16 protein-coding genes are annotated in these 19,705 nt (G+C 39.6%); 7 read left to right on the top strand and 9 right to left on the bottom strand.

All coding sequences use genetic code 11. From position 1 onward, the window contains the following. Window positions 1-26: 26 nt before the first annotated feature. Window positions 27-530 carry a hypothetical protein gene (locus tag EV695_RS11905; RefSeq protein WP_131906210.1) on the bottom strand — a complete coding sequence of 168 codons (504 nt, stop codon included), beginning with the start codon at window positions 528-530 and terminating at the stop codon, window positions 27-29. Window positions 531-541: 11 nt separating this feature from the next. Next, window positions 542-1,675, bottom strand: a complete 1,134-nt coding sequence (locus EV695_RS11900; protein ID WP_131906209.1) for a hypothetical protein — start codon at window positions 1,673-1,675, stop codon at window positions 542-544. Window positions 1,676-1,984: 309 nt separating this feature from the next. Between EV695_RS11900 and EV695_RS11895 the strand changes: the two genes are divergently transcribed. The 4 genes from EV695_RS11895 to EV695_RS11880 all read left to right on the top strand — a co-directional run bounded on the left by EV695_RS11895 (window position 1,985) and on the right by EV695_RS11880 (window position 6,847). Continuing rightward, window positions 1,985-3,346 carry a DUF945 family protein gene (locus EV695_RS11895; RefSeq protein WP_131906208.1) on the top strand — a complete coding sequence of 454 codons (1,362 nt, stop codon included), beginning with the start codon at window positions 1,985-1,987 and terminating at the stop codon, window positions 3,344-3,346. A gap of 176 nt (window positions 3,347-3,522) precedes the next feature. Further along, a complete protein-coding gene (locus EV695_RS11890; RefSeq protein WP_131906207.1) occupies window positions 3,523-4,779 on the top strand; it encodes a hypothetical protein in 1,257 nt (418 codons plus the stop codon). Window positions 4,780-4,967: 188 nt separating this feature from the next. Further along, window positions 4,968-6,317, top strand: a complete 1,350-nt coding sequence (gene rlmD / locus EV695_RS11885; protein ID WP_131906206.1) for a 23S rRNA (uracil(1939)-C(5))-methyltransferase RlmD — start codon at window positions 4,968-4,970, stop codon at window positions 6,315-6,317. 89 nt (window positions 6,318-6,406) lie between these two features. Then, on the top strand, window positions 6,407-6,847 hold the full coding sequence (locus EV695_RS11880) for a hypothetical protein (RefSeq protein ID WP_131906205.1): 441 nt from the start codon (window positions 6,407-6,409) through the stop codon (window positions 6,845-6,847). A gap of 218 nt (window positions 6,848-7,065) precedes the next feature. Here EV695_RS11880 and EV695_RS11875 read toward each other — a convergent pair whose 3' ends face one another. The 7 genes from EV695_RS11875 to rplU all read right to left on the bottom strand — a co-directional run bounded on the left by EV695_RS11875 (window position 7,066) and on the right by rplU (window position 15,073). Then, window positions 7,066-8,400: a DUF58 domain-containing protein gene (locus EV695_RS11875; protein ID WP_131906204.1), complete on the bottom strand. Its 1,335-nt coding sequence runs from the start codon at window positions 8,398-8,400 to the stop codon at window positions 7,066-7,068. Between the two features lie 31 nt (window positions 8,401-8,431). After that, on the bottom strand, window positions 8,432-9,409 hold the full coding sequence (locus tag EV695_RS11870) for an AAA family ATPase (protein ID WP_243651593.1): 978 nt from the start codon (window positions 9,407-9,409) through the stop codon (window positions 8,432-8,434). Between the two features lie 78 nt (window positions 9,410-9,487). Beyond that, window positions 9,488-10,834: a DUF4350 domain-containing protein gene (locus EV695_RS11865; RefSeq protein WP_131906203.1), complete on the bottom strand. Its 1,347-nt coding sequence runs from the start codon at window positions 10,832-10,834 to the stop codon at window positions 9,488-9,490. Next, window positions 10,827-12,431 (bottom strand): hypothetical protein, encoded by a 1,605-nt coding sequence (locus EV695_RS11860; protein WP_131906202.1) that lies wholly within the window; start codon window positions 12,429-12,431, stop codon window positions 10,827-10,829. The genes EV695_RS11865 and EV695_RS11860 overlap by 8 nt, the downstream gene beginning before the upstream one ends. Continuing rightward, on the bottom strand, window positions 12,428-13,444 hold the full coding sequence (locus EV695_RS11855; RefSeq protein ID WP_131906201.1) for a stage II sporulation protein M: 1,017 nt from the start codon (window positions 13,442-13,444) through the stop codon (window positions 12,428-12,430). Before EV695_RS11855 ends, EV695_RS11860 begins: the two co-directional genes overlap by 4 nt. Continuing rightward, on the bottom strand, window positions 13,444-14,151 hold the full coding sequence (locus EV695_RS11850) for an RDD family protein (RefSeq protein WP_131906200.1): 708 nt from the start codon (window positions 14,149-14,151) through the stop codon (window positions 13,444-13,446). Before EV695_RS11850 ends, EV695_RS11855 begins: the two co-directional genes overlap by 1 nt. A gap of 193 nt (window positions 14,152-14,344) precedes the next feature. Further along, complete coding sequence (gene rplU / locus EV695_RS20570; RefSeq protein ID WP_131906199.1) at window positions 14,345-15,073, bottom strand: 50S ribosomal protein L21; 729 nt, start codon at window positions 15,071-15,073, stop codon at window positions 14,345-14,347. Between the two features lie 240 nt (window positions 15,074-15,313). Between rplU and EV695_RS11840 the strand changes: the two genes are divergently transcribed. The 3 genes from EV695_RS11840 to EV695_RS11830 all read left to right on the top strand — a co-directional run. Beyond that, on the top strand, window positions 15,314-15,826 hold the full coding sequence (locus EV695_RS11840; RefSeq protein WP_243651591.1) for a PaaI family thioesterase: 513 nt from the start codon (window positions 15,314-15,316) through the stop codon (window positions 15,824-15,826). A 293-nt stretch (window positions 15,827-16,119) separates the two neighbouring features. Continuing rightward, the gene (locus EV695_RS11835; RefSeq protein WP_131906198.1) at window positions 16,120-16,563 is read left to right on the top strand and encodes a hypothetical protein; all 444 of its coding nucleotides are present in this window, start codon (window positions 16,120-16,122) and stop codon (window positions 16,561-16,563) included. A 402-nt stretch (window positions 16,564-16,965) separates the two neighbouring features. Further along, window positions 16,966-19,705 (top strand): beta strand repeat-containing protein (locus EV695_RS11830; protein WP_207907075.1); only part of this gene is annotated, 2,740 nt, incomplete at its 3' end.

The raw sequence follows: 19,705 nt of genomic DNA, 5'->3' as shown, positions 1-19,705 counted from the left end.
AATGTTTGTCTATGTAAGATCAGGGTTTATAGCAGGCGAACTCTGAATGCTACTGCCTGTTGAACATTAGGCGCTAAATTTCCATTGTATCGCCATTGGATGTGGGTGTAGTCCGAAGGTCTTGCTGGAACAATCTTTCCCGTTTTATCTCGAACTTTTAGCGTGCCTGCTTTCCCATAGTGTTTTCCACCATCAACAGAAAATACGATGTTTGTATTTTTGCCCTGGGCAGAATTTGGAAGGTAAACCGTGTGTTTCGGAATCGGGTTTACGATATTGATGTTATTAGCTGGTTGATTGCCAATATTTTGAAAATACGTATTGTATTGCACTAATTCTCCAGGAAGAATTTTAGTGGCAGGAACAAATTTATAGGCTTTTTGCCCATTATTATTCACAACAATCATTTTTTGCGCTTTAGACGTAACTTTGAGATGTCCTTGCTGTGCGGCAAAAGATTGAGTCGACAATAATAAAAGAGAAGCAATAACGCCTACTGCTAATTTTTTTATTTTTATATACCTATTCATTGTGTATTCCTTTAATTAATGGTGTAAGTAAGTTGAATTTCCTGGGTGCTACCCGCAGTTATATTTCCGAGTTTAATGGTCGCGGTATTCGCAATTGATATACCAAAATCTGTATTGTCAGCAACATCATTAGCGTCACTCTGATTTGTACTATTCAAAATTATGCTTGATGGCTTATACGTCATATTCGCCGGAGTAGGGTCTGTAATCTCTACATTATTGATAGAGCCCGTACCGCTTGAAGTAACAAGAATTTTGTACGTCACTTCTGTGCCAGATGTTTTCGTTGTGCCGCCATTGGTATCTAAAAAGCTAACGATACTTTTTTCGATAGACAGAGTAGGTGGTGTAGCAGAGACTGAAACGAGATACGTTCTACGGGCTGAATGACTTGCATCGCGATTTGCATCATCGGTTCCCTGGTCATCAGCAAAAACGGTTTCTATATTTTCAGCAGTATCTACACCGCTGGTTTCAGTAGTCATGGAATCATCAGAATTTTTAACAGCCTGAGCTGTAAGTGATATTAATGAGGTATCTCCAGAGCTTAATAAAGAGCCTCCAGAAACCACCGGAATATCACAAGTTACCGCAATGCTTGCCTGTTGGTCAGGACCTAAAAGGATGTTGCCTGTCGTTGGTATTACAACGCCCGGTAAGGGTGTTCCGCTTATTGCAGTCACTTCATAACTACAGTTTGCTGGATCAAAATCATCGCTGACAACTGCAGCTTCAGGCGTTAATGTGAACTCCTGAGTATCGTTACCTTCGTTGGTTAAGGTAAACGTAACTTCTGATTGAGTTTCACCAGGTACGACATTTGCGTCGTTATTTCCTGTAACAGTGAGATCTATTTTACGGTCTACTCTGAACATCGTGGGTGAGCCGTTGCCTACACCGGGATTACTGTTTCCAACAGGGGTACTCTCTATGGGAGACTGGTCTTCCCCAGCTATTTCATAGGTTACAGTGGCGATGTTTTGTATTTCTGTGCCAGCGTTAACACCTTGCGCTATTGCCATACTAGGAGAGCCTAGATAAAGCAGGCACACAGCAGTAGCTATGACAGTTTTAGTGTGTACAACTGTATGAGCTATTTTCTCTATGATGCTATTAGAGGCAAATGTATGTGGTGTTTGTGGCATAATTTTTATTTTTATTACTGTTGATCTTTTACATCGATCTTTAACTATGGTTTTATCCTGATTTTTTCTAAATTATTTTTATTATTTAAAGTAATACTCTAATGACCCAAAATAAAAGTATTGAATCTATCCAATACTAACAACTTGCGGATGAATCTAAACTTAATAGAGTCATGTAAAAATAGAGTTAAATCATTTTAATACAATAACTTAAGTGGTATAAAATGACGCATTTTTGTCAGTTTGTGACACTTTTGTATCGTAACTTAATTATTTCATAACAAAACATAAGAGTAGAAATATCTATCAATGAGAAAACTTTTATCCATTTTGGTGATGATCTGCTTATCAACTTTTTTACTATGGGCAGTGATGAGTTGGTACTTGGGAGTTCAGGCAGAAAAAGACTTTCGTCAGGTACTGGAAATTCAAACGGATAAGTTAGGCGAAAAGCCCTTTCGTTTAGAGTTGCTCGACTATAAAAAACACCTTCTCGGGTCATCAGCTTCAGTACGTGTAAGTTCCGATATACCGTTGCTAGACGATTGGTTAGGTGATTTTGTGTTAACGCTGAAATCCCTGAATGGGCCGTTATTCATAACCAAGAAGGGGGTCGATTACGGTGTGTCTCGTTGGTTTATTCGCATCGACCCAGAAAGTTTTTCTGCAGAGTCTAAGGAAAATATTCAGAATATTTTCCCCAATGATTTGCCCACTGGTGTTGTGATAATAGGGTTTGATAAGGAATCAAGTTTCGAATCCTCGTTTAACGCTGAGTGGTTAGATGCAAAGTTAACGGCTATTTATAATCTGAGTACCTTGTCTTATCGCGGCTCATTGGAACTTTCCCGCTTAGATTACGCTTCACCTATTATTCAGTTAAGTGCTGATAATGGTTTGATGAATTTTCAATATCCAAATAAGTTATCAGATTCAAACGGGAATGATACAAATAATCCGTCAATTAAAACGTCAACAGAATCAGTAGATGCGGGTGTATCGTATAAAAACGCATCGATACAGATACCCCAATTGCGCATTAATTCTCAACGTTTATCTGAATCCATCCTTACTGGTTTTAAAGGTCATAGCCAAATAACCTTTAAAGACGATGTGATCGATACTTTTCTCACATTGAATTTCACACGCTTAAATAAAACAAGCACAGAAAATAGTGATGATTTACCTATTGATCAGTTACAGATAACGGCTCAGAGTTCCGGAATTCAGCAAGCAACCTTTCTACAGGTGATGGAATCCAAAGCAGAATTAGATAACCTGCAAATGCAAACGCAATGGGAACTTCAGGAAAATGGCGAACTGCCTGAAGGTCAGGATAAAATCTGGCAATTACAAAATCAGATACATCGCCTACAACAACAATACCCTGTGAGTTTTTATAAGGCTCTTTTCTCATCCAGAGATGAGCTAAATATGAATAACCCTTCGATTGAAATTAAAGCCTCTAATCCTAGTGGAGTATCCACACTTATTGGGCATTTAAAACCTTCAGAAAATTCGGGTGAATCTACGCGTTTTTCATATTTACTGGAAGCAGAGTCGAAAGTCACGCTAGACGATCTGCTTTATGCGTATATTTCTAAACGCACCGCTATACGAAAAAAACAGTTTTCATTGCTGTACAAACAGAACAAGTTATTGATGCAGTAGAGCTTTCTACTCAATATTGCTATACTGCCGTTTGCAATTTAATACCGTCTTTTAAAGCCTAATAATAAAAAAGCCTCTGTAAGTGGGGGGTGTAAAAAAGAATTCTTTTAACGGTAAAAAAGAGAATTAAATTGCTTTGTTTTAAAGCTGGGCTGTTTATTTATTAGGGGATAAAAATGCGCTTTTTTCAGTTTACTTTTTTAAAGTACACGCTTGTTTTGTTAATGCTATTAATGGCTAAATCGGCTTTTGCAGAAGTATGGAAGTCCGGAAACAATTACTGGAATGATAGTTGGGAATTGAAGTATCAGGAATGGGTGAGCACTCAATGGAAACCTGATTTCTTTATGAGCAAGATCAGACCACAATACGATCGTATTCCTCATGATTGTGCTGATGCCATCTATTTAATGCGTGCGGTATTTGCCTACGAAAATAAACTGCCATTCAAAATCCATTATCTGGGTAAGAAGAATAAGTACATCAGCAATACCATGACAAACTGGGATAAATTACCAGAAGATCAACGCTTCAGAGCGTTTGCCCAATTCATGAATGATCGTGTAGGTACGCGTAGTCTGCCACATGATTCTTTCCCGATTGAATTAGCACAGATCAAAGCAGGGGATTTATACGTAGAACCCGGCACCCATTCTTATGCCATGACGGGTATTACCGATACGGGCGTAACAGCAATCATGAGCTCAACCACACCTGCCTCTCCGAAGAATATGATTCAGTTGTATTCATTTCCCTTCTTCATTCCACATGATGCAGTTGGCATGAGCGATGGGTACCGTCGATTTAAATGGCCTAGAAATATCGCTAAACCTATTCAGCAACAACCCGGTTATAGTAATGAGCAGTATCAAATTGCTCAGAAAGTTGGGCTTGAGTACATCCCTTTTACGGATGTGATTTCTAAGAAGTTACAACGTAGAGAAGAACCTCTTGAAGAAAAAACTATGCGTTTAATGCATAGTCTGTGTTCTTTTGCGAAAGAGCGCGTGAATTATGTCAATGATGGTATTGCATATATTCAGCGACTGAAAGATCAAGGGAAGCGCAGTTGTATGACTGCGTCTGAATATGATTATTATTCGACGCCTTCTAGAGACAAACGTTTGTATCGTTTCTTTACCGAGATTCATAAAATTGCCTATTCAGGTGGAGAACTTGAAGAAGATAAGGTTAATGCACAGGTATTAGCCCGATCTATTTTTCATCCCGAACTGCCTGATGGACTGTTAGAGGAATTAGACGAGTTTTGTGGTCTGGCGATTTATCCCAATGATTCGGTAAAACATATTAATCTGCGTCAACTTTGGGAAGCGATGGAAGCAGGCAAGGTTTCGTCAGATCCTCATGCACCTTTTGATAACCGTTGGGGTTTATCTGATAGCAACTTTGTGGGATCATGCCCGACTTTTTAATCCGAACTATAATTCCGAACCTAAATTCCGAGCTATAATTAAGCTATACAGTAATTAACGGTTCCTAAATCAATAAAATGCCACCCCCCCACTTATGGGCACTTTTTTTGTTGCTATCTGTTTATTTGAAATAGTTAGTAATCAAAAAAAGCCTCTAAAGTGGGGGGGTGTCGTTTGGACAATCACAAATGGCACGCAGACGCACTAGAAAACAACGCTTACCTCAAGACCCTGTAGAAGCAGAAATCGAATCACTCAGTCACGAAGGACGTGGCGTCGCACATATCGACGGAAAAGCCGTATTTGTTAGTGGTGCGTTGCCGGGTGAAAAGGTCACGTTTATTTATACCTCGAAAAATCGTAGTCATGATGAAGGTAAAATAGAAGAAGTCTTAACGGCTTCACCCGATCGTGTCGAGCCTAAATGTGAACACTATGACATTTGTGGGGGGTGTTCGTTACAGCACCTTAGTTCAGAAGCTCAAATAAAATACAAACAGCAATCCATGCTTGATGGTCTTAAGCACCTCGGTAAAGTAGAGCCTGCAGAAGTCTTTGAACCGATGACGGGAGACTCATGGGGGTATCGACGTAAAGCACGTTTGGGCGTCAAGTTCGTCTACAAAAAAGACAAAGTACTGGTTGGCTTTCGCGAAAGACATGGTGGCTTCTTAGCAGATATAAACAGCTGTGTGGTATTGCATGAATCGGTTGGCTTGAAGCTAGAAGATTTCCAGAAGTTGATCTATCAGATGGATTCGCGTGATTCAACGCCACAGATTGAAGTAGCTGTGGGTGATGAAAATACGGCATTGATCATCCGTCATCTAAAACCTTTATCGGATCAAGACACAGAACTCTGGATCGGCTTTGCTCAAGAGCATAGTTTCCAACTGTACCTTCAGCCTAAAGGCCCGGATACTGTGCATTTAATCTGGCCTGAAGCAGACCAGAATCCAGGTTTATATTATGAGCATAAGGCATTTGATACCAAAGTAGCCTTTGGTCCTCAGGACTTCTTTCAGGTCAATAGCAGCATCAACACTCAAATGGTGCCGCGTGCGGTTGAGCTATTGAAACTCACAGGCTCAGAACGTGTTCTGGATCTTTTCTGTGGTTTAGGTAACTTTACTCTGCCTATTGCAAGAAATGCTACGCAGGTGACGGGTGTAGAAGGTGATTTGGTCATGGTTAAGCGTGCGCGTGAAACAGCTAAGGCTAATGGCATCGATAATACCGAGTATTTTGTCTGTAATTTAATGGGTACAGAATTAGAGTTAAAAAGTGAGCCATGGCTGAAAAAACAATACGATTGCATTCTGCTCGATCCACCGCGTTCTGGCGCTAAAGAAATTATTGAGTACTTTGGTAAGTTAAAAGCGAAACGTATTGTCTATGTATCTTGTCATCCTGCAACTTTGGCACGCGATGCCGGCGAATTGGTGCATACGCATGGCTACAAGCTCGTGGGAGCAGGTGTGATGGATATGTTCCCGCAGACTGCCCATGTAGAATCTATAGCGGTGTTTGAGCGATAAACACCGTTTTTATATACATTTAACGCTGAAAAAAAGCCCCTTATCTGAAATTATTAGGCACTAAATAGTATTCTGCTAATCTCAAGTTTATGACTTACACACAACGAATTCGCTATCGCTTGAAACAACAGAAGTTTAAAGAAGTTTCTTCAGGCAAAGGTGTAGTTGAGTATTTCCTGATTGATGAGTACGGCAATGAACGTTCGGTTTCTGCCATGGCTAAACTCAATTGGCGTAAGCAATTACATTCTGTGAAACCCATTCATCACCGTGAGTTACCCTTAGTGCAGGCGTTAGCAAAAGCATCCATTAATGAGACTATCGAAGTAGACTTTACTGAATTCAATAAAAAGTTTAAGCGTGGTTCTATTCGTAGCAAAAAAATGTCGGTGCCAACTGTAAAAGTCGCGAGTAAGAATCAAATTACCAATATGGGATCTGTCATAGATCACAAAGGTCGATTGATGCAGCTAGTGGCATATTCGGTCGCCGCTTTTGTGGTGATACTGATGTTGTCTCAAATGCTTTAATGTTTTTTAATTAATCATTAGTTAAGCACAAGCTAAGCAAAAGCAAAACACTAAATAATCCATCTGTTTGCCAGACTCATAACATTTAATAAATCCATAAAGATAGCAAAAAAAGCCTCCAAAGTAGGGGGGTGGGTTTTAGTTTAGGCATTTATCATACATGTCTAATTTATCATCCTTGTCTAATTCATACATAAGCTAAAAACGATGTGATCCCCTTATAATGTACCGCTACTTTTTATCGATAAATACGCATTAATTAAATCCACTGTGAGCTTATCAGGACTGACGTCCATGGCTCGAATGCCGTTGTTGACTAATTCTTCAAAGGTACTTTTGCGTTGCTGCAAATAATGATGCGCCGCTGAGTTGTCCAGCGCGTCGTTTAAATCTTCAATCGGTTTATCTAACATATCGGCAATACTCGATTCACGAAGGCTAGCGAGTAATACCAGATGGCGCTTTTTCAAGATGCTTATCGCAGGCAGCAGATCATCGCCATCTTCATCTCGGGTGTTGGTTAAAATAATCACCAAGGCACGTTTTTTATGACGAATTAATAAGTCAGTTGCTGCTTTGCTGTAATCAGGGGATGAGGTACTGGGTTGAAGGTCATACACCGTGTTAAGGATTTGCTGCACATTGTGTTGTCCTTTGCGTGGACTAAACCAGCGTTGATCTTCTCCCGAAAATGTCATTAAGCCGACAGCATCACCTTGTCGCAGAGCCACATAGGAAAGCAGTAATAAAGCGTTTAAGGTGTGATCGAAATGTGAAAGGTCATCATCTTTAGCCATCATCCGGTGACCACAATCCAGCATGAAAATAATCTCCTGATCTTTCTCGTCCTGGTACTCACGCGAGATAAGTTTTTGCACTCTAGAGGTAGCTTTCCAGTCTATTTGACGCATCGCGTCGCCTTCACGATATTCTCTTAGCTGATGAAAATTCTGACCTTCGCCACGCCTTCTTTTTTTGATGATGCCCATTTGACTTAAATTATTGTCAGTGGCTAATAGCGCATAATGAGCAATAGCCGCAAAGTTTGGATACACATTGGTTTCACTGTTGACTGGTAAATACTGATTTATACGCCAAAACTTAAACACCGATTGCAGTTTGATTTGCACCTTGGGAAAAATTAATTTTCCTCTTTGATTGGCAATTATTTTGTACTGTATTTCTGCATGCTGTTCTCCCGGAATACTGACATTGACGGGTAAGCCTTCTGCATGGACTTCATTCGGAAAATGATCAAATATATCGAGGTTTTGCGGCTTGCTACTTTTATTATGGATGATTAATTCAATATGACGGCTGACTCCCAATGGTATTGAACCGGGTAAGTGGCGTTCTACCGTGATGATATCTTTGGGGTTTGAAATGAAGGTGCTAATAATCAAATCAGCAACAAGAATAACAGCAATTATGGCTGCTGAAATCTTCCACAGCAGGGTTAGCGCAGGGATGAATATTGTAATCAAACCGATAGCAGCAAGCGCCGCTATCAAATAGAAGGTTTGTCGATCCGGGATTGGGAGTTTAGAAAGCATGTTTTTATTATCTATGGATTTAAAAAGTGCTTTATTGTCTAGGTGCTTCGATTTTATCGAGGATACCCTGCAATATCTGATCCGTTGAATAACCTTCTAATTCCATCTCGGGAGCAAGAGCTACACGGTGACGTAAGGCCGGCAATGCAATTGCTTTAATGTCATCAGGTGTAATGTAATCGCGAGCATGTAACATCGCCTGAGCGCGTGCAGCGCTGATTAAAGCAATGCTTCCTCTGGGTCCAGAGCCAATACTCAGACCTTGCCAATCTCGCGTTGCCTGAACGATTCTTACCGCGTATTCAATGACACTTTTATCGACTTCAATATCCGCTGCTAAAGCTTGCATGGCTTGTATTGTCGCCGGAGTGGCTACTGCTGATACATTTGAAATATTCAGTTGATTACCAGTTTGCTTATTCGTCACAGCGGCAACCATTAAACTTTCTTCGTTATCTCGTGGGTAATTGATGTAGATTTTTAGTAGAAAACGATCAAGTTGTGCTTCGGGTAAAGGGTAGGTGCCTTCCTGTTCTAGCGGGTTTTGTGTCGCTAATGTCATGAATGGTAGTGGCACAGGATGCGCTTCACCTTCAATGGTCACCTGACGTTCCTGCATTACTTCTAATAGAGCAGATTGGGTTTTGGCTGGCGCACGATTGATTTCATCTGCAAGTAGTAAATTGGTAAATACAGGACCTTTACGAACGCTGAAAGATTTATTGTCCAGATCATAGAGTGTATGTCCTGTTACATCAGCAGGCATCAGATCCGGGGTGAACTGAATACGGTTAAATTGACCTGAAAACGTTGCTGCCAGAGCCCGCACTAATAAGGTTTTGCCAAGACCAGGAACGCCTTCAATTAATACATTGCCACCCGCAATCAATGCAATTAGCGTTTCATGTATTACCTGTTTTTGGCCAATAACAGCTTTGCCAATTTCTGTTTTTAATTGTTGAGCTAATTCACTAGCTTGTTCAAGCGTCATATTTGTCATTTCGGTCATACTGTGGCCTTTCATTAATTCGTTTGTATCGTATTGATAAGTATTTATATTTTCAGTTTTAGTTGTCTGTTTCTGTTTCTATTTCGTACTTCTAATGATTTCAAGGGTGCGAATGGTCTGCGTAAATTCATCAGGCTTTTCAATGGATGTTGAAAAAAGTGCGCGATAAATATCTTTAGGGTCTACCTTAATTGCTTTACTCAATTCCAGGTCTTTAACCACAAGAGTTACTTGCTGCTCTTCGTTTAAATGATTCCAGTTAGGGTGTGATAGCACTAACTTTTGATTGATAGCATCCCGGGTGCTTTCAAGAAGTTCTTGTTTATGGTTGTGTTTCCAATAGAAAGAACCACTGCTACTGATGTGTTCAGTCAAGCTACGACGATCTTCTGCGTGCTTAGGGATTGCAGGACCAAAGCGGCGAGTTGCCAGTAATAACCATGCAATAAATAGTACCAGTAAAGAGATAATAAACATCCTGGCATTTCGCCAGATCAAATCCCATAACGGTGGCATTTTGTCACTATGGATCAACCAGACTTTTGAAGGTTGGTCGATAGGTTGATTGATGCCATGTATCAGGTGCCAGAAGATTTCTGCATGATCAGCTTTCTCAATTTGTTTATTCTCTATGAAGTCTAATGAAGAAACTAAAGTAACTAATCCGTTTTCTATTTTTTGTCTCACGATGAAATTAGAAGAACGTAGTTTTACGATTTCTGTTTTATCCTGATAATAAGGGTCTACAAGAATAGGGTGAAACCAACTGTTTTGAATGGCTAGTGCTTTTGGAGCATCCTGTAATTTGATTTTGAATAGATGTTCAGTCGAGTCATCTGCACTATCGTTTTCTTCTTGGTGTTCTTCAATTTGATCAAGCTGCTTTTTATCAGCAGCTGATAAGTCTTCATACTGAATTTTGTTACCAGTACTGATTCCCATGTAATTTTGCAGAGGATCGGGACTGTACATATTATCTGTCAATCGACTGTCGATAGAGGTACTTTGGTAGCCCTCTATAGAGTCAATTGATTCAGCATCATCCGATTCCAGACTTTTATCTGATCGGTGAAAGCGCCACTTATTCGTAGCGAGTGCAATCACATGACCGCCTCTTTTAACCCAGTTGATGAGTTGCTGAGTTTGATAAGCGGATAGTGTTGTGCGTTTAGAATTGATGACGATAACGGTGTCGGTACTTGGATAGCCAGTAAAACCCTGAACGCTGGTTTTGGTTTCTGTTGGGATACCCATACGTTTAAGGAAAACGCGTCCGGCATATAATGGGTTGCTTCTAGCTTCGCCAAATAAACCCGTGTGGATGGTTTTTTCTTTTTTCTCATGCGTTTCTAAAAACACATAGATAGCGCCACCGAGTAATAACGCGAATAAAGCAGTGATAGTGATTCCGAGTGGTTTACTCATCTTTACTACCATCTTTTTTTGGAGTGTTTGATTCTAAATCTGATAACACGTTTTCAATGGCAAAATCACTAACCCATGTATTGAATAACTGTTCCATCGCTTCATTTGTAGGGTGTCTGTGCGCATAGGCGATCATCTTCCAGTTATTGGTTAGATTATCCAGAAATAGGTGTTTTGCTTCACTTATTTTCTTTTGTGAATGTTTGAGTACATCGCCTTCTGTAAAGCTGTCTTTAAGTTGCACGTGCTCAATATTAATGAGTCTAATTAATGCGCCACGGTACAATAAACTCAGCGACTCTCTGTGTTGTTTATTGTCCCAGAGTTTCCTGGATTCACTGATGATGTCATCAGGTAATGAATCGGGTCTAACATCCATACCGAACATAACTTCAGGTGCTTGATAGCTCTCTTTCTTGGCTTTTCGTTCGATATTGAAGAGGTGTAACCAACTATCACGAAAATAGAATAACAGGAATAAAACAATAGCGACCAATATCCATAAGGCAAACTCAATGATGAAACCCATTATTTTTGCAAAGGGTTCGAAGAAGTCTGCAAATGAAAATTTGTCAGGATCATTTTTCGGTTTTTTGGCGGTATCTTTTCTAACCCAGTAAGTGACGGTTTGCTTGTCATTTAACTCTTTGGTTAACATTGTTTCTTTGATGACTTGCTTTGACGATTCTGCGGGAAGTCTCTCATCAGAAAGAAACTCAGTGACTTGAGTTTCTGAGGTTGTATCTAGATTAGTTGCTTCATCTGCCGCTACAGGTGATGACGTAGATAATAGAGATAAGGTAAATACACAAAGAAGGGCGGGTATTAGATTTCTAGCGAGCGTTTCAAAACGCAATGCTAGCTTTTTAAAGTCCAGTTCAATATCCCATGCTTCGAGTTGCGTTCTTCTATTGATATACAGGGCAAAACTTGCACCGATATAAAACGGATGAATCAGTGTGACCGCAAAGACATAAAATAAATAATTTAGTAGATCGATCCATCTTTCGTATTCTACTTTGTTTGAAAACATCCCCACAAAAAAATCATTGGCTGTTTTCTCGGGAAGGAAAAGCATAAATAAGCCAAATAATGAAATGACAATAACAATTTCGATATTGACCATCACAATGGTTAACCAGGCAGCATAAGTGTGCGCGATTTGATGCAATACCGATTGTCGTTCGGACCTCCGAGATCCCCTTAACTGTTCCAATTGCCAGATAGGTAAATTAAAACCTCTGGATAATGAGAATCGTCTAAATGTCAGGCTCTGAAATAGACCAGTATTCCAGATTAATGAAGGGAGTGCTTTAAGCACTTGCCAGGTACTCAGTTCATCATTAAACAGTTTATGACTTAAAATATGTAATATGACTCGGTCATAGAGTGGTTTTAACCACCAGAAAATCAGGCTGGCAATCCAGACATTACCTTTTGGGAAAATAAGGTATAAAACGGAAGCAATGCCAAAGGTTAGAAGTGCAAGAGGCAGGTATATGGATAGCCACCACTTTTGTACCATCGAAAACCCAAGATCAATGGCTTCCCAAGGGTTTCTCAAACGGATATTGGCTGTTATTTCATTGAGATTCATGAGTGTATTGAAGCCCGACTCGTGCGACCAAGAAAATAGAAATACATACCAACCACAGACCAGAGTATCGCGCCGGCAACATATTTAATCATCACAGGCATGACTGTTGATGACCAGAAGGCTTCCAGAAATGCAGCGATTACACTCATCACGACCACGCCGTACATTATCAATACAGCGATTTTTCCATTGTCTATCAGTGCTCGCCCTCGGGTTTTTCTACCTGGGCGAATCAGAGCCTCAGCAAGTTTTAAACCCGCAGCACCTGATAAAACCATGGCATTTAACTCAAATGCGCCATGCCCAACAACAAAGCCCCAGAAGCTATCGATATAACCGATATGGGTCATATGACCAAATGCCGCACCAAGAAAGATACCGTTAAAAACCAGGAAGAAGATGGCGCCAACACCAAATAACAGGCCACCTGCAAACATCTTAAAATCAATGCCAATATTGTGTTTTATATAATAACCAAACATGTATAAATCGGTATCAGATTCTCGTTCACGGCCAAATCGTTGATTACGCTCAGGTTCGTACATGTCTTCCAGATTATTAACCATGCTGCCATCCATCACGCTATAAATAAGATCAGGAAAAAACTGGATGGCAATAATAATAGCGATAAAAGGAACATAAAAAAGGGCTGCAGCAATGCTGACTATTTTCCATTCTTGTCTGACTAAGCGAGGGAAATCGACGGCAAAATATTTCATTATATTGCCGATGAAATTAGTTCTGCTGCTGTATAGCTTATGATGGCCACGAACCACTAGCTTGTTCAATTTGTCGACAAGTACTGGGTTATACATTCGAGAATTTGCCAAGGCAAAGTGATGGCAAATCTGGCGATAGACTTTTGGTAAATCTATTTCTTCTGGTGCTTCAATTTTGTTCTTTTTGCTTCTTTTTTTCCAGAATGACAGGTCTTGATAGTCTAACCAGTTTTCAAAAGAGTCCCAAAGAGCGGTGTTTTTTTCGATGAATTGCGATTGTCTGACTGAACTCATTAGTGCTTAGCTCCCATGATCCAGTTTGCAATACCTAATAATCGGGAGCTGGCTTGCTTGTTTTCAATGCTATTTTCATTTGAATTCTTTAATAATAATGGCGTGGCAATTTGAGCGAGTTCTTCTGCACGTTCAGCGGTTAAGTAAGGGATACGTTGTTGAAACCGAATAAGTGCCTGTTGCTCGTTTAGATTTAATGCAACAGGAGGAGAAATTGCTTTTGTTTTATCTTCTTCAATGGTTGGATAGTTGAGCGATTTATGCAGAACAACGGTACCCGCTACAAGGTCTCCAAGACGTTGAAAACGTTTGGTAAGTAACATGCTGATAAAACCAAAGCCGTATAAGAAGGGAAGAAAATCGACAAATCTTAAAAGGTTTCTGATAATTGATGCGCCTGGGCTGATAGGGCTAGCATCTTCCATCGACACATATAAATTAAACATTTTTTTACCCGGTGTTTGACCTTTTTTATAAAGCTCAAAATAAACGGGGTAAAACCATTCGAGTAGAAATGATAAAATAAGTGCGATACCTAAACCTGTTTTGCCAAAAAAAGCCAACGCCGTAAAAAAGACGGCATTAATCCCCAGACGGATTAGAATATCAATGGTCCAGGCAAGCATTCTGACAACAGGCCCAGCTGGTGAAAGTCTTAAGCTTATGCCTTCAGGTGTATTAACTTGATAAAGGGTGTCGAGCGTCATTGATCATTTCTATTTATAGATAATTGATGATTTTATTGTATCTCGAACATATCCAGATTGATAAAGATAAATCCCAGTGTATGAAAAGTAATTTACTAGAAATAACAGGCAAAAAAAAGCAGTTCAAGATGAACTGCTTTTTCTATGATTGCAAATGACTGCAAACAGATACAAATTAATGATTAAAAAGAAATTATTTCTTTTCGATTCCACCATCTAATTCGTCTTGTAATGTTTTCAGCTCATCCCACTTTCCATCGGCTGCAAGCTTTGCTTGTTTTGGCCAAGTATCAGGCTTCATTGCGCCGAATTTTCCGTCAGCTTCATCAAGAATAGTCTGAATTGCAGGTACTTTAGCTTTAGCAACATCAGCGAAAGTCACAAGACCAGCTGCTACTAATGCTTCTGCAGCTTTAGGTCCTACACCTTCGATTTTAGTTAGGTCATCTTTAGCTGTAGACTTCTTTGGTGCTGCTTTTTTAGCGGCTGGCTTCTTTTCTGCAGTTTCTTTCTTTGCAGCAGGTTTAGCAGCGGCTTTCTTAGCTGATTTTTCTGTAGTTTCAGCATCAGTATCTTTAGTTGCCGCTTTTGCTTTCTTTGCAGGAGCGCCTTTACCATTGATGTTCTGAATTTGGATTTGTGTAAAGTTCTGGCGGTGACCAGTACGTTTTTGGTGATGCTTACGACGTCTAAATTTAACGATCTCAACTTTCTTTGCACGACCATGTGCAATTACTTCAGCAACTACTTTTGCACTTGCAATTGTAGGTGTTCCAACAGTGACATCATCACCATCAGCGATCATTAATACTTCTTCGAAATTAACTGTAGCGCCAACTTCTGCGTCTAAAGATTCTACTTTAAGAACGTTTCCAGGCTCAACACGGTATTGTTTACCACCTGTTTTGATTACTGCGTACATTTTATTCTTCCTTCGATACGAGTGTTAAAAAAGCAGCGACAGCACCATATAGATTGTACTTTCGCCGTGGCGCGCGATTACACGTGAAAGTGCCCGTGTTGTCAAGGTATCTAGGGAAATAAATCAATTTTTATTGAATATGTTTTTCGGGTGCTAATACGGTTATTTAGTTAACTCAGCACTTTGCTTTTTAAGCTAAGATTATCGAGTTAATTATAAGGGCTAATTTAGGGTGATTGTGTGAGTAAATTTTTTCAATTTAATACTATTAAATTTGTAGAGAAATATTTTGGCTTTCTCTCTGAAGAAAAACAATTGGAGTGGTGGCCTGCGTGGTGGATGATGCGGATTAAAGTTACATCGTTGTCTGATAATTGGCGTAAAGTCAGGATTACTTTGCCACTGACATGGATTTCCAAAAATCATGGTGGCGGCATGTTTGGCGGCTTTCAAGCATCTCTGGCAGACCCAATTGCACCATTAGCCTGTGCTAAAGTCTTTAGTGATTATCAGGTATGGACGCGTAAACTGACGGTAGATTTTCAACGTCCAGGCACTACTGATTTGGAGCTACGTTTTGATTTCCCCAGAGAACAAGAAGAACAGATTTTTAAAGAACTAGAAGAACGTGGTCGTAGTAATCCTGTATTTGAATATGGTCTGTATCTTAGTACTGGTGAGTTATGCACCTTGGTTGAATGTGTGGTTGCGATAAGAAAAGCAGGATATGTAAAAAGAAATCTAACTAATTAAAATAATTAAGATTTAAAAAAAGTGCCTGAAAGTAGGGGGGTGGCTTAAAGTAATCGCCAATAAACAGAAGTCTGGGACGTTCTTTTTTTAATCATATTGAAAACAATTTCTTCAATATTTCCATATTACATTTAATACATGGTTTGAATAGTAACTCTCCATAAACGTTTTATTCATTTAAATTGATACTGTAAATAAATTGGTTATTTCAAGATAAATAGAGTAATGTAATTTGCATACAAACAATATGTGTTTGTGTAAATGGTTTTTTACCAAACATCTTGGAGAAAAATATGTATAGATTTATATCCTTAATGGCAACCCTCACATTTTATTTTGTTTCGACTTCAGTGAATGCATTTGAAGTAGATTATAACGTTGGAATAAATAATGTAGATTTGAATGGTTCTTCAACTCCAAGGCTAGTAATGAGTGCTAATTTTGAAAATTCAGGTCTTGCAGGATTAGGTAGTTTTACCATTTTTTATAACGTTGTTGAGACTTACTCTGGCATCACCGTTTTTTCTGACAGTCTTACTATAAGCTCCGAAGAAACTGAAATAACAGTCGGAAGCGCTAAAGTAGGTAAAATTACAATGACTTACGATCAAGTTACTGATGGATTAAAGACACGCTTTGTCATGAAATTGCCACCAGTATCACAGTATTCTGTTTCTGCAAGTGATGGATTTTGGTTCGGTAGTTCGGAAATTTCTAATAATTTCCTTTTTAATTAATTTGTGAATACTTAAATATAATAAAAATAAGAGATTCATCTAAAGACTTAGCACATTAAAAATGTGCCCATAAGGTGGGGGGTGGCTTCAAAATTGAATCACCTCTTTAAGTCACCGTTTTTGACTAACTATTAATTTTCTGTCCATCAATACTATTACGAACATGTTTATAAAAAATGTAAATGATTAATTTCCTTAGATTTTACGATAAGTGTTCATTCCTGATTAAGGTATAGCTTGTTAGTATCAGAGTATACGTGAATAAATATATTTTGCATAAAAAGTATATTTATAACAAGCACTTAAGGGGATTTTCGTGATATTTACCTGAGGCAAGCTCGCTGTATTACGGAACTAGGCAAATTTAACCTAGATAAAAAATAAAAATAATAGGCATAAACAATGAATTTTCAGTTTTTAAATAACTATAAGTTATTTACTACCATATTTGATAATGCGACTAATTATCAAAAATCTACTTCAAGGTATTCTAAAAAATCTATTCAATGGTTTCTTGGTTTTCTGAAAATATCAGTGTTATTCATTGCTTTTTTTCTAGGGTCGACATCAGTCAACGCACTCAGTATTGCGCTTGATGGCACTAGAACAGTGTTATCTGGTACAGACTGTGGTTCTGCTCCAACTACTTATCGTTTTGGTACTACTGCATCATGGCAAGGTACACCTTTAGATATTATCGTAACGGTTAATTCTGAAGATAATGACTATGTTTTAGGTGCAACCACAGGTGGTGGAAGCTGTGTGTATGCCAGTGGTGGAATTCTTAGTGTTAACCTGCGTGATAAAGACGCTGGTGATGATGTCGCATTTGTCGATACAACGATAACTATTGTTGCTCAGGGTACAACGACACCTGTGTTTATAGACAGAGTGACAGCAACAGGGTTTGATTTGGACCATAACGGTGTTGCTTCTCCTAATACAAGTTCCACTGACACAGATGACATTTATCTTACAGGTCCTGGTGCTGCATATGTATCGAGCAATACTAATGTTACCTATAGCACAGGTTCATTTGCTGGTGGTCATAATGTTAAATTTAAAGGTCAGGGTTTAACTAACGGTAACTGTGCAGATACTCCAACTACACCTGTTATCTCTTGTCGTTCAGCAGCTAGTTGGACCGGAGGAACAGGAATAAACAGTATAAGTACAATAAACGCTCGTTTTCAAAATGATAATGCTTATGGGTATTATGATACCGCAAATAATGGAGCCTATCGTTTATTACAATTATCATTAGTTGATGCGCATGCTGAAGAAATTTTAGGCCCCAACACTGATTATGGTGATGCGCCTAATATTTACGGAGCAGCTAGTCATAATTCTATTTCATTAGATACTATCCTGGGTAATGGTCTGGGAGCAGACCATGATTCTGCAAATCAACCTACTGCCGACGCATTAGGTGATGATAACGATGGCAGTTCAGGCGATCCTTATTATGATGATGAAGATGCCGTTAGAAGAAATGGTGTTTTACTGGATGGTCAACATGTAGCAGCTTCAGAAAATGTATCCATTGATGTGACAACATTCGGTACAGGCTATTTAAGTGCCTGGATGGATTTGAATATTAATGATAATTTTGCCGATCCAGGGGAAAAATTACTGAGTGATGTTTTCATCAACAGTACAACTGTTGAAAATACAAGCTTGATTTTACCTGTACCGTATACAGCAACCGGTGGAGATACCTATCTAAGATTCAGATTTAGTAGTTCTACTGGTGTTAGTTACAGTGGATCTATAACCGGCGGTGAAGTTGAAGATTACCTTGTAGTCGTAGATCCGATGTCACCATCCTATAATATGGTAAAAACATCTAATGGCCCTATTACAGCAGCAGGACCACTGACCTATACCTTTACATTTAATAATACAGGTAATGTTGCTTTAAATGATTTAACAGTCACAGATCCAGATATTGATACTGGAACGCTTTCTGGTTGTCCAATAGCTACACTTGCCGTAGGTGCCAGTGTAAGTTGTACTGGCATAAGAACTATTACACAGGCTCAAGTAGATGCTGGTACAGATATTAGTAACACGGCTACTCCTTCCGCTGAAGACCCAGCCAACGATCCTGTAACAGAAGATGACACAACAGATAATACTGTTGTTACTACGATCACGCAGAGTTCAAGTCTAGCGATAGTAAAATCAGCAGCGACGCTAAAAACAGATGCGGATAGTTCAACGGATGTGACCCTGGGTGATACTCTGGAATATACAGTGACAGCGACTAATGATGGCAACGTCACATTAAACAATATTGTGGTCTCTGATGACCAGTTAACCCCGAATACTGCCACTTGTCCTACCCTTGCACCAGCAGCCACTTGTGTTCTTACTGGTGATCATGTGGTTACAGTTGCTGAAGCCGATGCAACTGTGGTGGTTAATACTGCAGATGTGGTATCTGATGAGATTACTACTCCAGTACCTTCAAATACTGTGAACACAGCAGTTGTTCCACCAGTTCGCATCGTAAATATTGGTGATGTAACGGTAACAGAAGGCAATACAGGCACTGTCAGTGCAGACTTCCCAGTTACCTTAACGCAGCCAGCGAGTACGGATATAACAGTTACTTTCACAGTCACTGATAGCTCAGGCACAGTTGGTGATAACGATTATGTGGCACCGGCAACGACAACTGTCGTTATTCCAGCTGGGGATACAACGGCAACCATCAGTGTTCCTGTCAACGGTGATGCCACGGTTGAACCTGATGAAACATTTACTGTTACATTAACCAATACAGACAACGGCACGATTGGAACAGCTGCGGGCACAGGTACGATCACCAATGATGACGATGTTGTGGTCAGCATCGGAAATGTTACGGTTGTCGAAGGTGATACAGGTACTATCAATGCAGACTTCCCGGTAACGCTGGATCAGGCCGCGTTAACGGACACCACAATTACATTCACAGTGAACGAAGGTACAGGCACACTCGGTGATGCCGATTACGTGGCACCGACAACAACGAGCATCGTTATTCTGGCAGGCGATACGTCGGGTACTATCAGTGTTCCTGTCAACGGTGATACCACAGTTGAGCCTGATGAAACATTTACTGTTACATTAACCAATACAGACAACGGCACGATTG

The organism is Cocleimonas flava, from assembly GCF_004339015.1.
In the GTDB taxonomy this organism is placed as follows: Bacteria; Pseudomonadota; Gammaproteobacteria; order Thiotrichales; family Thiotrichaceae; genus Cocleimonas; species Cocleimonas flava.
This window is presented reverse-complemented; position numbering and strand designations above follow the sequence as displayed.